Source organism: Paracoccus acridae, from assembly GCF_014642735.1.
Classification (GTDB): domain Bacteria; phylum Pseudomonadota; class Alphaproteobacteria; order Rhodobacterales; family Rhodobacteraceae; genus Paracoccus; species Paracoccus acridae.
Window position 1 is genome coordinate 25,714 of record NZ_BMIV01000013.1, and the last position, 13,991, is coordinate 39,704.

A 13,991-nucleotide genomic window follows, 5' to 3' on the forward strand; every position below is an offset into this window, starting at 1 on the left:
GACGCGCGCCCGGGCTCAGGGACCGAAAGCGGGGATCGTCATGACCGTGTTTCCTCCGGCCCCTGCCGTCCCCTCATTCCGGCAGGCGAAGGCGACCGGCTGGTCGGCAACCTGCGGCTTGATGATGGAATTGCCGCCCGCCCTGGCCGGAAAGGTCAGCGTCCCTTGCAGGCTGGGCGGCGCATAGCGGCCCTCATAGCGCAACTCCTCGAACCGTCGCCAGCAATGGCCGAGGACGCGATGTCGGCCGGGCCGAACACCCCGCCCCAGCCGTCGCCCGTGGTCGGGGCGGGAAGCGTGGCACGGGCTGGGTCGGGGTGGCCCTCTCACCCTCAACGTCTGACGCCGGGACGGGTCGGTCCTTGATCGGGAAGACCGGCTCGCCGGTCAGGCGGTTCAGGACGAAGGCGAAGCCCATCTTGGTCGGCTGGACCAGGGCGGGCGTCGTCCCGCCCTCGCCGGGGATGTCCACCAGCCTCGGCGCCGAAACGGTGTCATGGTCCCAGATGTCGTGACGGACCAGTTGGCGCGACCAGACCGTTTCGCCCGTCTCGCCGTCCAGCGCCGTGACCGAGGTCGCAAGCGGGATCGGATCCAGCCGCGTGCCGCCATGGTAATCCGCACCGGGCTGGACACGGGCAGATGGACCAGCCCGTCTTCCTCGTCCACGGACATGGCGGTCCAGACATTGGCCGTGCCCGTCACAGCACCGAGGTCATGCCCCCGTCGGCATAGATGATCTGGCCCGACACATAGCTGGATGCGTCGGATGCCAGGTATATCACCGTGCCAGCCAGCTCCCTGGGCAGGCCCCAGCGGCGCATCGGCGTGCGTCCCTTGACCCAGGCGTCGAAATCGGGGTTTTCCAGCAGGGCCTTGTTCATCTCCGTGACCATGTAGCCCGGTCCGATGGCATTGGCCTGGATGCCCTTTTCGCCCCATTCGGCAGCCATGGCCTTGGTCAGCATCACGATGCCGCCCTTGGCCGCCGTATAGGGGGCGATGGTGACGCGGGCCATCTGCGAATTGACCGAGCCGATGTTGATGATCTTGCCCCGACCGCGCGGGGCCATGCGGCGCGCGGCCTCTCGGCCGATGACGAAGGCCGAGGTCAGGTTGATGTCGATCACCCGCCGCCAGTCGGCGCTGTCCAGTTCCAGCATGGGACGGCGGAACTGGATGCCTGCGTTGTTGACCAGGATGTCCACCTCGATCCCCTGGGCGTCCAGGTGCCGGAAGGCCGCGACGATGGCGTCTTCGTCCGCCACGTCGAAGGCAAGCGTCAGCACGTCATGCCCCTCCGCGCGCATGGCGGCGGCCGCGGCTTCCAGCCGGTCGGGATCCTGGCCGTTCAGGATGACGCGCGCGTCCGCCCCGGCCAGTCCTTCCGCGAAGGCCCGCCCCAGCCCCCGCGACGAACCGGTGACAAGGGCCGTCCTGCCGGTCAGGTCAAACAGCGAAATGGACATCTTCAACTCTCCTCGGACGGCTGGTCGGACAGGGGCGGCCCTGCCGCATCAATGGTTGTGGCGGGGCAGGGTCGCGCTGATGCGGCGGAAGTCGTCGGCGCCGCGGATCGTCGCGCCATCGGCAAGCTGCGTCACCGTTTCGCGATAGATCTGCTGCCAGGGCGTGGCCGAGGGCGGGACGGGCGGCAGCCCCTCGGCCCTGCGGCGCGCGATCTCGGCCTCGTCCACCAGCATGTCGCAGCGGCCCTGGTTCAGGTCGATGCGGATCCGGTCGCCCGTGCGCAGGAAGGCAAGCCCGCCCCCCGCCGCGCTTTCCGGCGAGGCGTTCAGGATCGACGGGCTGTCTGCCGTCCCCGACTGCCGCCCGTCGCCCAAGGTGGGCAGGCTGCGGATGCCCCGTTTCAACAGGCGGTCGGGCGGCTGCATGTTCACCACCTCGGCCGCGCCGGGCCAGCCAAGCGGCCCCGCGCCACGGATCACCAGAATCGAGTTCTCGTCGATGGGCAGATCCGGGTCGTTGATCCGGTCGTGGTAATCGGCGGACCCGTCGAAGACGAAGGCCGTGCCCTCGAACACGCCCTCGTGGCCGGGCTGGCACAGGTAGCGGGCGCGGAAATCCTCGGAAATCACGCTGGTCTTCATGATCGCGAAGTCGAACAGGTTGCCCTTCAGCACCAGGAAACCCGCGCGGTCCATCAAGGGCGCGTCGAAGGGGCGGATCACCTCTCGGTCGGTGGCCTCGCGGTTCTTCAGGTTCTCGGCCATGGTCCGGCCGGTGACGGTGGGGCAGTCGCCTTCCAGCAGGCCCGCCTGCAGCAGTTCCCACATGATCGCAGGCACCCCGCCCGCGCGGTGGAAGCGTTCGCCCAGATAGGCGCCGGCGGGCTGGACATTGGCCAGCAAGGGCACGTCATAGCCGTGCGTCTGCCAGTCGGACGGATCCAGCGCCACGCCCGCATGCTTGGCCATCGCCATCAGATGCGGCTGGGCATTGGTGGACCCGCCGATGGCCGAATTGACGCGGATCGCGTTCAGGAAGGCCCCGCGCGTCAGGATATGCGACGGGCGCAGATCCTCTCGCACCAGTTCGACGGCGCGCAAGCCGGTGCGATAGGCGATCTGGCCCCGTTCGCGATAGGCGGCGGGGATCGCCGCGCAGCCGGTCAGCGACATGCCAAGCGCCTCGGCGATGGCGTTCATCGTGGAGGCGGTGCCCATCGTGTTGCAATGCCCGATGGACGGTGCGCTGTCCAAGGCGGTTTGCAGGAATTCGTCGCGGCTGATCTCTCCGGCGGCGTATTTGCGGCGCGACTGCCAGATCACGGTGCCCGACCCCGCCAGCTTGCCTTCGTGCCAGCCGTCCAGCATCGGCCCGCCCGACAGCACGATGGCCGGGATGTCCACCGTCGCCGCCGCCATGATCGCGGACGGCGTGGTCTTGTCGCAGCCGGTGGTCAGCACCACCCCGTCGAAGGGATAGCCGTAAAGCAGTTCCACTAGGCCCAGATAGGCCAGGTTGCGGTCCAGCGCGGCGGTGGGGCGCTTGCAGTTCTCGAACAGGGGGTGGCTGGGAAACTCGATGGGGATGCCGCCCGCGTCGCGGATGCCGTCGCGCACCCGGCGGGCCAGATCCAGGTGGTGGCGGTTGCAGGGGTTCAGGTCGCTGCCCGACTGGGCGATGCCGATGATGGGGCGGCCTGACCGCAATTCCTCGGGCGTGGTGCCATAGTTCATGAACCGTTCAAGATAAAGCGCGGTCATGTCGGCATGGTCGGGATTGTCGAACCAGTCCTGCGAACGCAGGCGGCGGGGCGGGGTGTCAGTCATCGGTCGTCCTTCGCTTCGGGATGCGCGCCATTCATCGCTTCCAGATGAAGCAGCAGCCCGCTGTGGTCTGTGTCGCCATGGCCCGAGGCCACGAAATCGCTGAAGGCCGTTCGCACCGTTTCGGTCAGTGGCAGGGTCAGCCCCGCGCCCGCCGCCAGATCGGCGACGGCGTTCAGGTCCTTCAACTGGAACCGGGAAGACCCGCCCGGCCGGAAGTCCCGCGCGACCATCCGGCCGCCATGCAGGTCCAGGATGCGGCTTTCGGCAAAGCCGCCGCGAATCGACTCGCGGAATTTGGCGCGGTCGGCCCCGCCGGATGACACCAGCATCATCGCCTCGGCCACGGCGCCGATGGTGATGGCGACGATCTGCTGGTTCGCCAGCTTGCAGACCTGTCCCGCCCCTGCCGGCCCGACATGCGTCAACCGGCCCAGCGGCGCCATGACATCGGCGATGCGGGCGATCACCGCGGCATCGCCGCCGGCCATCAGCGCAAGCGTGCCGTTCTCGGCCCCCGGAACCCCGCCGGAAACCGGGCAATCGACCGCCGCGATGCCCTTGGCGGCCAGTGCCGCGGCATGGTCGCGGGCCTGCGCGGGCGCGATGGAGGAGGTATCGACCAGCACCGCGTCCCTGGACATGGCATCAACGACGCCGCGCGCGAACAGCACATCGGCCACCGCGGCCCCGTCGGCCAGCATGGTGAACACGACCTCGGCGCCGGCCACGGCCTGCGCGGGATCGGCGGCGGGCACGGCGCCCGCCTGGGCCAGCGCCTGCGCCTTTTCCGAGCTGCGGTTCCAGACGGTGACATGGTGGCCCGCCGCCAGCAGGCGCCGCACCATCGGCGCGCCCATCAGCCCGGTTCCCAGGAACGCGATCCGGGTCATGGCGTGCCGCCCAGTTCATCCTCGACATGGGCGCGGATGATGTCGTCGAAGCTGTCTTCGGACACGAAGCCCAATTCGCGGGCGCGTTTCGCCTCGAAGCCCGGCGCCCAGCCTTCGCACATGCGGGTGATGGCGGGGTCCGGTTCGCGGCGGATCAGTTTCACCGCGTCTTGGCCCGCGACGCGGCGAAGGGCCTCGATCTGGTCGCCCACCGTGGCGCTGACGCCCGGCATCGACAGGTTTCGGCGCGGCCCCACCTTGGACAGGTCCATGCTGGCCGCGTGGATCATGAAGCCCACCGCCGACCGGGGCGAGGTGTGCCAGTGCCGGACGCTGTCGGGCACCGGCAGGACGGCCTCTTGCCCGACAAGAGGTTCGCGCAGGATCGAGGAGAAGAAGCCCGAGGCCGCCTTGTTGGGCTTGCCGGGGCGAATGCAGATCGTGGGCAGGCGGATGCCGATCCCGTCGAAGAAGCCGCGGCGCGTATAATCGGCCAGCAGCAGTTCCGTGATCGCCTTCTGCGTGCCATAGCTGGTCAGCGGCGTCGCGTGGAAATCGTCGGGGATCGGATAGGGCAGCGGCGCCCCCATCACCGCGATGGACGAGGCGAAGACCACGCGCGGGAAATAGCCGTCGGCGGCATGGGCGTGGCGGATCGCCTCAAACAGGTCGCGGGTGGCGTCCAGGTTGATCCGGTAGCCCTTCTCGAAATCGGCCTCGGCCTCGCCCGACACGATGGCGGCGAAATGGAAGATGATATCCGGCCGTCCCTGGATCAGTTCGGCGGCGGTGCCGGGCGCAGAGAGATCCGCGGCAAGCAGCCGAACCTGTCCCGCGAAACCTTCCGGCATGTCGGGCGCGATCACGTCGACCAGGGTCATTTCCTTGACCGGGGTTCCGGCGATTTCGCCTATCTGCACAAGCCGTTGCGTCAGCTTGCGGCCCAGCATCCCCGCGGCCCCGATGGTCAGCACATGCATTCGCGCCCTCCCTTTCCAGATCCGGCTGGAAAACCGGACGATTTAGATTAGTATGATTGTCTGATGACCTGCAAACATAAATATCCGTAAGGCGCGGCGATGCACGATCAACAGGAACTGCCTGACATGGCGGCCGGGGTTTCCGGTGAAAAAGATCTGTCCCTGGCAGAACGGCTGACCGCGATGCTGGGCCCGGACATGGTGCTGACCGGCGAGGCGGTCCTGCCCTATTGCCGCGACTGGCATGGCGATGTGCAAAGCGACGCGGTTGCAGTCCTGCGCCCGCGCGACACCGCCGAGGTGCAGGCTTGCGTCCGCGCCGCCGTGGCCCTGGACCTGCAGATCGTGCCGCAGGGCGGCAATACCGGGCTGGTCCTAGGCGCCCTGCCCGACCAGCCTGCCCGGCAGGTGGTCGTCACGCTTGAGCGCATGTCGCGCATCCGCTGCCTGGACCCCGACAACTTTTCCGCCGTGGTCGAGGCGGGGGCGGTCCTTGAACAGGTCAAGGAGGCCGTGGCGGCAGTGGGCCTGTATTTCCCGCTGACCCTGGGCGCGCAGGGCAGCTGCCAGATCGGGGGCAATGTGTCCACCAATGCGGGCGGGGTGAACGTGCTGCGCTATGGCATGACGCGCGAACTGGTTCTGGGGCTGGAGGTGGTGCTGCCCGACGGCCAGCTGTTCGACGGGCTGTCGCAACTGCGCAAGGACAACAGCGGCCTCGACCTCAAGCAGCTTTTCATCGGCGCGGAAGGCACGCTGGGCATCGTCACCGCCGTGTCGATCAAGCTGCTGCCCGCCCCCGAAAAGGTCGCCACCGCCCTTGTCGCCCTGCCCCGGCTTGAGGACGCGATCGAGCTTTACCGCCGGGCGCGCCGGGATTGCTGCGACCTGATGTCGGCCTTCGAGTTCATGCCGCCCCTGGCCATCGACCTGGCAAGGGAAGCGATGCCGGACCTGCCGATCCCGCTGGACGCCGCCCATCCCGCCTATGCCCTGATCGAGATCTCGGGATCGGGCTTGGTCGATATCGACGACCTGATGCACCGCTTCCTGGAATCCGCCTTCGAATCAGGCCTTGCCGTCGATGGGGTGGTGGCCCAGTCGCAGGCGCAGGCCCGCAACCTTTGGGCGATCCGCGAAGGCATGAACCTGGGCCAGGCTCAGCGTGGCCGGCACCTGCGGACCGACGTGTCGGTGCCTCTGTCCCGCCTGGCCGATTTCGTGGCCGAGGCCGAGGCCGCGGTCACCGCGCGGATGCCGGGCTGCATCTGCGTATCCTATGGCCATGTGGGCGACGGCAATGTCCACCTGAACGTCCTGCCGGACTTTGCCCAGGGTCCCGCCGGCATCGACGCCCAGATCCTGACGGCAAAGAAGATCGTGAACGAGGTACTGGACCGATACAACGGCTCGATCAGCGCGGAACATGGCATCGGGCGGCTGAAGAAAGCCGATTTCGACGACCGCCTGCCTGCGGTAAGGCGTCATCTTCTTGCTTTGATCAAGAACGCGTTGGACCCGAAGATGACGATGAATCCCGGCTGCCAGGTCGATCCTTCCTGATCGGGCGCCGGCATACCCCAAAAGGAGTTGGAAGATGAACGGCGACTTTACCCAGATCATGCGTACCGAACACCTGCCGACCCGCATCGCCACCCAGTTTTCGCGGCAGATCCAGAAGGGCGCGCTGAAGCCCGGCGACAAGCTGCCCACGGAACTGGCCATGTCGAAAAGCTTCGGGGTCAGCCGGACCGTCATCCGCGAAGCCATCGCGCAACTGCGCAACGAGGGCATGATCGAGACCCGCCAGGGCGTCGGCGCCTTTGTGATCGAACGCCCGACCCGCCACATCCGCCTGGACGACGGCGGGCAGATGGACAAGCACGCCTTCCGCGACCTGTTCCAGTTGCGCGTCCCGCTGGAGATCGAGGCCGCGGGGCTGGCCGCCACCTATCACCGGGCCGAACACCTGCAGCAGATGGACGAGGCCTTGGCCCGCATCACCGCGACCGGCGAAAATGCCAATGACGGCATCGTGGCCGACCTGGATTTCCACCGGACCATCGCGATGGCGACGGGCAACGATTACTTCGTCCAGTTCCTGGGCGCCATTTCCGACCGGATCATGCAGACCATCGTCGCCTCGCGCGAACGGCTGCAACTGGACGAGATCGTGGCGGTGGTCCGGCGCGAGCACGGCGAACTGCGCGACGCCATCGCCGCGCGCGATCCGCTGCGCGCACGCGAGGCGATGCGGACGCATATGCGCAATTCGGCCGAACGGGTGGCCCTGCAACTGGAGGTTTATGCCTGACGCCATCCGGCGGTATGGGAAAGTTTCTCGTGGACAACGGGCCGTCATCGCAATTATGGTCCGATCATACGGTTGTCTGACATCGACAACCCCGGTGCTGGAGGGCACCGACGCGAGGGAGGAGAATACGTGGCTTCAATGCAGGCGCTGACGTCAGCCATGCTTTTGCCGGACGATGCGGATCGCGCGATCCTGTTGGGCCGGGTCTGGTCCGACCGACTGGGCGGCCCCTGCCCTGTCCTGCTGCGCGACGGGCGGCTGTTCGACCTGTCAGGCATCTCGGCCACCATGTCCGGCCTTCTGGAACGCCACGACCTGATGGCGGCGGTCACGACCGATGGCCTGCCCGATCTGGGTGCCTTGGACGATTTCCTGGACGGCACGGCGGGTCGCCTGCTGGCGCCAATCGATCTGCAGGCCGTCAAGGCCGCGGGCGTCACCTTTGCCGACAGCATGCTGGAACGCGTGATCGAGGAACAGGCCCGTGGCGACAGCGCCCGCGCCCAGGACGTGCGCGCCCGCTTGGCCCCGGTGATCGGCGACAGCCTGCGCGGCGTCCGGGCCGGGTCCGAAAAGGCCGGGCAGGTCAAGGCGCTGCTGCAGGAAATGGGCCTGTGGTCGCAATACCTGGAAGTGGGCATCGGCCCGGATGCCGAGATCTTCACCAAGGCCCAGCCCATGTCGGCGGTCGGCTGCGGCGACAAGGTCGGCATCCATCCCATGTCCGAATGGAACAACCCCGAGCCCGAGGTCGTGCTGGTCGTGCGGTCCGACGGCACGATCCTGGGTGCGACGCTTGGCAACGACGTGAACCTGCGCGACGTCGAGGGGCGGTCGGCTCTGCTGCTGGGCAAGGCCAAGGACAACAACGCCTCCTGCGCCATCGGCCCCTTCATCCGCCTGTTCGACGACGGTTTCACCCAAGGCGACCTGGACCGGCTGCGCGTGTCCTTGCGGGTCGAGGGCGAGGACGGCTTCGTGATGACCGGCGAAAGCCCGATGGAGGCGATCAGCCGCAGCCCCGCCGACCTGGTCGGCCAGCTTCTGAACCGATCGCACCAGTATCCCGACGGGGCGGTGCTGTTCCTGGGCACCATGTTCGCCCCGGTCAAGGATCGCCGGGGCGCGGGCCAAGGCTTCACCCACGAGGTCGGCGACCGGGTCGAGATCGCGTCCCCCCGCCTGGGCCGGCTGGTCAACTGGGTGGACCGGACCGACCGCTGCCCTCCATGGGATTTCGGCGTGGGCGCGCTGATGCGCAACCTGGTCGGGCGCGGCCTTGGCGAAAGGATCTGACATGGCGCGCGCGGTGCACCTGTTCTTCCGCTTCCTCGACATCCTTCTGGCGCTGTTGCTGGCCGGGATGGCGATCATGGTCTTTGTCAACGTCGTGATGCGCTATGCCATGAACTCGGGCATCGCAGTGTCGGACGAGCTGTCGCGCTTCGCCTTTGTCTGGCTGACCTTCATCGGCGCGGTCGTGGCGCATCACCACCACCAGCACATGGGGATGGAGACCCTGGTGGCCCGGTTCGGCCGGCGCGGACGCACCGTGCTGATGGGCCTGTCGGACCTGCTGATCCTAGGCTGCGCGGGGGTCCTGACGGTGGGCACCTGGAAGCAGCTGCCCATCAACGCCAGCATGAGCGCGCCCGTCACGGGCCTGTCGATGGCCTGGGTCTATGGCATCGGCCTGTTCACCGGCATCGGCATCATCGTCATCACGGCCGAACGGCTGTTCCGCCTGCTGACCGGCAGGATCACCGAGGCCGAGGTGGCCGCCTTCGGCGGCGACCATGACGACATCCTGCCGGACGGCAGCACCCGGGGACACATGGAATGACGCTGCTGGTCTTCATCGTTTCGCTGCTGGGGGCCATGGCCATCGGCGCCCCGGTCGCCTTTGCGCTGATCTTCTGCGGCGTTGTCCTGATGTCCTATATGGGCATGTTCAACACCCAGATCATCGCCCAGAACATGCTGATCGGGGCGGACACCTTCACGCTGCTGGCGATCCCGTTCTTCATCCTCGCGGGAGAGCTGATGAACGCGGGCGGCCTGTCCAAGCGCATCATCGACTTTGCCATCACCTGCGTGGGCCATATCCGCGGCGGGCTGGGTTTCGTGGCGATCATCGCGGCGGTCATCATGGCCTCGATCTCGGGGTCGGCCGCGGCGGACACGGCCGCCCTGGCGGCGATCCTGATCCCGATGATGGCGCGCGCGGGCTATAACGTGCCGCGTTCGGCGGGGCTGATCGCGGCGGGGGGCGTCATCGCGCCGGTGATCCCGCCCTCGATGGCCTTCATCATCTTCGGCGTGGCGGCCAACGTCTCGATCTCCAAGCTGTTTATGGCGGGCATCGTGCCGGGCATCCTGATGGGCCTGTCGCTTGCCGTGGCCTGGATCATCGTGGCCGGCAACGACCCCGTGGATACCCTGCCCCGCGCAAGCTGGGCCGACCGGGCGCGCGCCTCGGGTCGGGCGGCCTGGGCGCTGGGGATGCCGGTCATCATCCTGGGCGGCATCAAGCTGGGCGTGGTCACCCCCACCGAGGCCGCCGTGATCGCGGCCTTCTATGCGCTGTTCGTCGGCATGTTCGTGTATCGCGAACTGAAGCTGGCCGACCTGCCCGCCGTGCTGATCTCGGCCGGGCGGACAACGGCTGCGATCATGTTCCTGGTCTGCGCGGCCCTGGTGTCGGCCTGGCTGATCACCGCCGCCAACATCCCCGCCGAGATCACCGGCTATATCGAGCCGCTGATCGAAAATCCGAAGCTGCTGATGCTGGCCATCATGATCCTGATCCTGATCGTCGGCACCGCCCTGGACCTGACGCCCACGATCCTGATCCTGACCCCGGTGCTGATGCCGATCATCACCCAGGCGGGCATCGACCCGATCTATTTCGGCGTCATGTTCATCATGAACTGCTGCATCGGGCTGCTGACGCCGCCGGTCGGCGTCGTGCTGAACGTCGTCAGCGGCGTCGGCCGCGTGCCGCTGGGCAAGGTGATCATCGGCGTCTGGCCGTTCCTGGTCGCGCAGATCCTGGTTCTGCTGCTGCTGGTGGCGTTCCCCAGCATCGTGATCGTTCCGGCAAACTGGTTCCACTGACTGACAAGACCAAACGAAACGGGAGGAAAAAACCATGAAACACACCATCCTGACCGCCGCCCTTTGCGCGGCCACCGCACTGACCGCAGCCGGCCCGGCCCTGGCCCAGTTCCAGGAACGCACCTTCCGGGTGTCGAACGGCATCAACGAAGACCACCCGGTCAATACCGGGATGCAGGCGATGCAGGCCTGCCTGGACGAAAAGACCGGCGGCAAGATGAAGATGCAGGGCTTCTGGGGCGGCGCGCTTGGCGGCGACCTGCAGGCCACGCAGGCGCTGCGCAGCGGCCTGCAGGAAGCGGTCGTCACCTCGTCCTCGCCGCTGGTGGGGATGGTGCCCGCGCTTGGCGTCTTCGACCTGCCCTTCCTGTTCCGCACCCCGGAAGAAGCCTATGCCATCATGGACGGCGAATTCGGCGACATGCTGAACCAGAAGCTGGACGAGGTGGGCCTGGTCAACCTGGCCTATTGGGAAAACGGCTTCCGCAACATGTCGAACTCTCAGCGACCCATCACCAAATGGGAAGACTTCGAGGGGATGAAGGTCCGCGTGATGCAGAACAACATCTTCCTGGACACCTTCTCGAACTTCGGGGCCAATGCCACGCCCATGTCCTTTGGCGAGGTCTTCTCGGCCCTGGAAACCAAGGCAATCGACGCGCAGGAAAACCCCTATGTGACCATCGACACCTCGAAGTTCTACGAGGTGCAGGAATACATCAGCGAGACGAAGCACGCCTATACGCCGTTCCTGTTCCTGTTCTCGAAGGCGATCTTCAACACCTATTCGCCGGAAGAACAGCAGGCGCTGCGCGATTGCGCGATCGTCGGGCGCGATGTGGAACGCGAGGCGATCCAGAAGCTGAACCAGGATTCGCTGGCGAAGATGCAAGAGGCCGGCCTGAAGTTCAACACCATCTCGCCCGAGGATCAGGAGGAGATGCTGCAGAAATCGCAGGTCGTCTATGAAAAGCACAAGGACGCCATCGGCGCCGATGTCGTGGACCAGGTGCAAAAGGCCCTGGCGGACCTGCGTGCGGGAAACTGATCCCGCGGCTTCAAGACAGCCCGCGCCGCCGGTGACGGCGGCGCGGCCATGACAAGAAACGGGCTTGGGGCGGGATACATGATGTCAGGCAATCTGGCCGGCGCGCTGCTGATGCTTCTGGGCATGGCGGCCTTCGCGCTGAACGACACGATCGGCAAGTGGCTGGTGGCCGATTACGGCGTGGCGCAGGTGATCCTGCTGCGGTCGGTCGCCGCCTGCCTGCTGATGGCGCCCTTCTTCCTGCGCGGCAAGGGCGTCGTGGCGCGGGTCAGGTCCGCCCCCCGCCCCGGCCTGCAGGCCTTGCGCGCGATCTGCGCCACGGCCGAGGTGTTCTGCTTCTACCTGTCCGTCTTCTACATGCCCCTGGTCGATGTGATGGCCTTCTGGATGGCCGCGCCGATCTATGTCGTGGCGGTGTCCCCACTTCTGCTGGGCGAAAGGGTGTCGGCCAAGACCTGGACCGCCGTCGGGTTGGGCTTTGCGGGCGTTTTGATCCTGCTGGCCCCGTCGCTGCAGGTGTCGGGGCTGGGCGTCCTGTTCGCCCTGCTAGGCACGGCGGCCTTTGCCGCGATGGTCATCCTGGGCCGGTCCCTGCGCGAAACCCCCGACCGCGACCTGGTGCTGTTCCAGCTTGCGGCGGCACTGGTGGCCGGGCTGTTGCTGGCGCCCTTCGACTGGCAGCCGGTCAGGTCTGCGGGCGACCTGGGCCTGCTGTTCCTGCTGGGGCTGGTCGCCACGGGGGCGCATATGCTGGTCACGCGCTCGCTGAAGCTGGCCGATGCGTCCGTGGTGGCGCCGCTGCAATATTCGCTGCTGGTCTGGGGCGCCTTGCTGGGCTTCGTGGTGTTCGGCGATGTTCCGGCCACCGGCATGATCGCAGGGGCGGCCCTGATCGTGGGATCCGGCCTGATCGTCCTGCGCCGCACCCAGCGCGAGGACGAGGCCGCCCGCTCCAAAGCGCCCGCCCCGGACCTGACCCCGACACAGGATACCGCCGCCTGACAGACGCCGGCAAGCGGGCCTTGTCAGCGATTTCGCCGCAACATCTTCCAGGCCGCATTCCCCATCAGCACCATCGCCAGGGACAGGTCGGTCGTCGGTGAGGTCGCCGCGGCTGCGTTCCGCGCCCTCTGCCCACGGTTCTGTCCAGCCTGGCCCTGCCCGGAACGGCCCTGTTCGCCGGGCGGGGGCGTGTCGGCCTTGACCGCGTCGCGCTGGCCCATGGGCAGGGGTGCGCCGGTTGTGGTGTCCTTTTCCGTCTGCTGCTCGGTCTCGGCGTTCAGTTCGGCGCCGCCAAGGATCACGAAGGCCGACAGCCACAGCCAGGTCAGCAGCACGATCACGCCCCCAAGGGTGCCGTAGGTTTCGGTATAGCTGCCGAAATTGCGGACATAGATCGAGAAGCCGAGGGTGCCGACGATCCACAGCGTCGTCGCAACAACGGCCCCGATGCTGATCCACCGCCATTTCGGTTCCGCGCGCGAAGGTCCGAACCGATAGAGTGCCGCAAGTCCCAGCATCGCCAGCGCCGCCATCAGCGGCCAGCGCAGGACGTTGATCACCGTCTCGAGGATCGGCGGCAGGTTGCCCCAGGCAACCAGCGAAGGCAGAAGGATCATCAGCCCCAGCCCCGCCGCAGTCCCAAGGATCGCGCCGATCGTGATCGCCAGGGCCGTCAGGTAAAGCTTGATGGTGCCGCGCGTTTCTTCCTCGTCATAGGCGATGTTCAGCCCCTCGATCAGGGTCATCACCCCCTTCATGGCGCCGTAAAGGGCCACGGCCACCCCGAACAACGCGACCAGCCCTGTCCCCGTCTCGCTGCCGGTCGTGACTTTCGCAACCTGGTCCTGCAGGATCCCGGCGGCTTCCTCGGGCAACATCGCCACCACAGTGTCCAGCTGGCCCGCGATGTCCGCCGGATCAAGGACCAGCCCTGCGATGGACACCAGGGCTGCGATGGCGGGAAAGATGGACAGCAGCGCATAAAAGGCGACCCCCGCCGCCACGACCGAGATGTGATCCTGGGAAATCTCGTCCTTGACCCGCCACAGGATCTGCTTCCACCCGGCGGCCGGGATGCGGGCCGGCGTTTCCGCGCTTCTGCCGGGATTGTTGCGATCCTGTCGTGACATGGCCTGTTCCTTCAGTACCGGTGCAGCGGGGCGAAGCGGGCGTATCTGCAAACCTTCGGGGAAAGCACATTGCGTCGCTGCGGTGGAACGCCTGGAAAGCCGCCGTTGGTTCCACGGACCGTCTTGCCAAGCCGTCGTGGAACATTCGGCAAATTGTGTCGTTGTGACCCCTATGACAAGGTTCGGGCGCCGCATCCTCGGCCCCGACGTTTCA

Annotated in this window: 14 protein-coding genes; 7 read left to right on the top strand and 7 right to left on the bottom strand. The window is 67.0% G+C overall.

The genetic code is table 11. From position 1 onward, the window contains the following. Window positions 1–15 precede the first annotated feature (15 nt). Genes IEX25_RS15430 through denD form a run of 6 tightly spaced genes read right to left on the bottom strand, consistent with a single transcriptional unit; the run spans window position 16 to window position 5,166 of the window. Complete coding sequence (locus tag IEX25_RS15430; RefSeq protein ID WP_188716135.1) at window positions 16–204, bottom strand: hypothetical protein; 189 nt, start codon at window positions 202–204, stop codon at window positions 16–18. Next, entirely contained in the window at window positions 194–685 is a 492-nt protein-coding gene (locus tag IEX25_RS20675; RefSeq protein WP_440589948.1) for a hypothetical protein, read from the bottom strand. Before IEX25_RS20675 ends, IEX25_RS15430 begins: the two co-directional genes overlap by 11 nt. Window positions 686–701: 16 nt before the next feature. Next, a complete protein-coding gene (locus tag IEX25_RS15435) occupies window positions 702–1,469 on the bottom strand; it encodes an SDR family oxidoreductase (RefSeq protein WP_188716137.1) in 768 nt (255 codons plus the stop codon). Between the two features lie 48 nt (window positions 1,470–1,517). After that, window positions 1,518–3,296 (bottom strand): IlvD/Edd family dehydratase, encoded by a 1,779-nt coding sequence (locus tag IEX25_RS15440; RefSeq protein ID WP_188716138.1) that lies wholly within the window; start codon window positions 3,294–3,296, stop codon window positions 1,518–1,520. Beyond that, a complete protein-coding gene (locus IEX25_RS15445) occupies window positions 3,293–4,186 on the bottom strand; it encodes an NAD(P)-dependent oxidoreductase (RefSeq protein ID WP_188716140.1) in 894 nt (297 codons plus the stop codon). The genes IEX25_RS15440 and IEX25_RS15445 overlap by 4 nt, the downstream gene beginning before the upstream one ends. Beyond that, complete coding sequence (gene denD, locus IEX25_RS15450) at window positions 4,183–5,166, bottom strand: D-erythronate dehydrogenase (protein WP_188716142.1); 984 nt, start codon at window positions 5,164–5,166, stop codon at window positions 4,183–4,185. The genes IEX25_RS15445 and denD overlap by 4 nt, the downstream gene beginning before the upstream one ends. A 99-nt stretch (window positions 5,167–5,265) precedes the next feature. On the opposite strand from denD, the gene IEX25_RS15455 reads away from it, so the two are divergent. From IEX25_RS15455 to IEX25_RS15485, 7 genes are all read left to right on the top strand, one after another. Next, window positions 5,266–6,729: an FAD-binding oxidoreductase gene (locus IEX25_RS15455; RefSeq protein ID WP_229665298.1), complete on the top strand. Its 1,464-nt coding sequence runs from the start codon at window positions 5,266–5,268 to the stop codon at window positions 6,727–6,729. A gap of 34 nt (window positions 6,730–6,763) precedes the next feature. Then, window positions 6,764–7,480 (top strand): FadR/GntR family transcriptional regulator, encoded by a 717-nt coding sequence (locus IEX25_RS15460; protein WP_103173829.1) that lies wholly within the window; start codon window positions 6,764–6,766, stop codon window positions 7,478–7,480. Window positions 7,481–7,618: 138 nt separating this feature from the next. Then, window positions 7,619–8,776: a fumarylacetoacetate hydrolase family protein gene (locus IEX25_RS15465; protein ID WP_188716197.1), complete on the top strand. Its 1,158-nt coding sequence runs from the start codon at window positions 7,619–7,621 to the stop codon at window positions 8,774–8,776. Between the two features lies 1 nt (window position 8,777). Next, entirely contained in the window at window positions 8,778–9,323 is a 546-nt protein-coding gene (locus IEX25_RS15470; RefSeq protein ID WP_103173831.1) for a TRAP transporter small permease, read from the top strand. After that, complete coding sequence (locus IEX25_RS15475; protein ID WP_188716144.1) at window positions 9,320–10,597, top strand: TRAP transporter large permease; 1,278 nt, start codon at window positions 9,320–9,322, stop codon at window positions 10,595–10,597. The genes IEX25_RS15470 and IEX25_RS15475 overlap by 4 nt, the downstream gene beginning before the upstream one ends. 34 nt (window positions 10,598–10,631) lie before the next feature. Then, window positions 10,632–11,645, top strand: a complete 1,014-nt coding sequence (locus IEX25_RS15480; RefSeq protein WP_188716146.1) for a TRAP transporter substrate-binding protein — start codon at window positions 10,632–10,634, stop codon at window positions 11,643–11,645. Between the two features lie 81 nt (window positions 11,646–11,726). Continuing rightward, entirely contained in the window at window positions 11,727–12,647 is a 921-nt protein-coding gene (locus tag IEX25_RS15485) for a DMT family transporter (RefSeq protein ID WP_229665300.1), read from the top strand. Window positions 12,648–12,670: 23 nt separating this feature from the next. Here the strand turns inward: IEX25_RS15485 and IEX25_RS15490 are convergent, their stop codons facing one another. Beyond that, the gene (locus IEX25_RS15490; RefSeq protein ID WP_188716148.1) at window positions 12,671–13,777 is read right to left on the bottom strand and encodes a YihY/virulence factor BrkB family protein; all 1,107 of its coding nucleotides are present in this window, start codon (window positions 13,775–13,777) and stop codon (window positions 12,671–12,673) included. Window positions 13,778–13,991 lie beyond the last annotated feature (214 nt).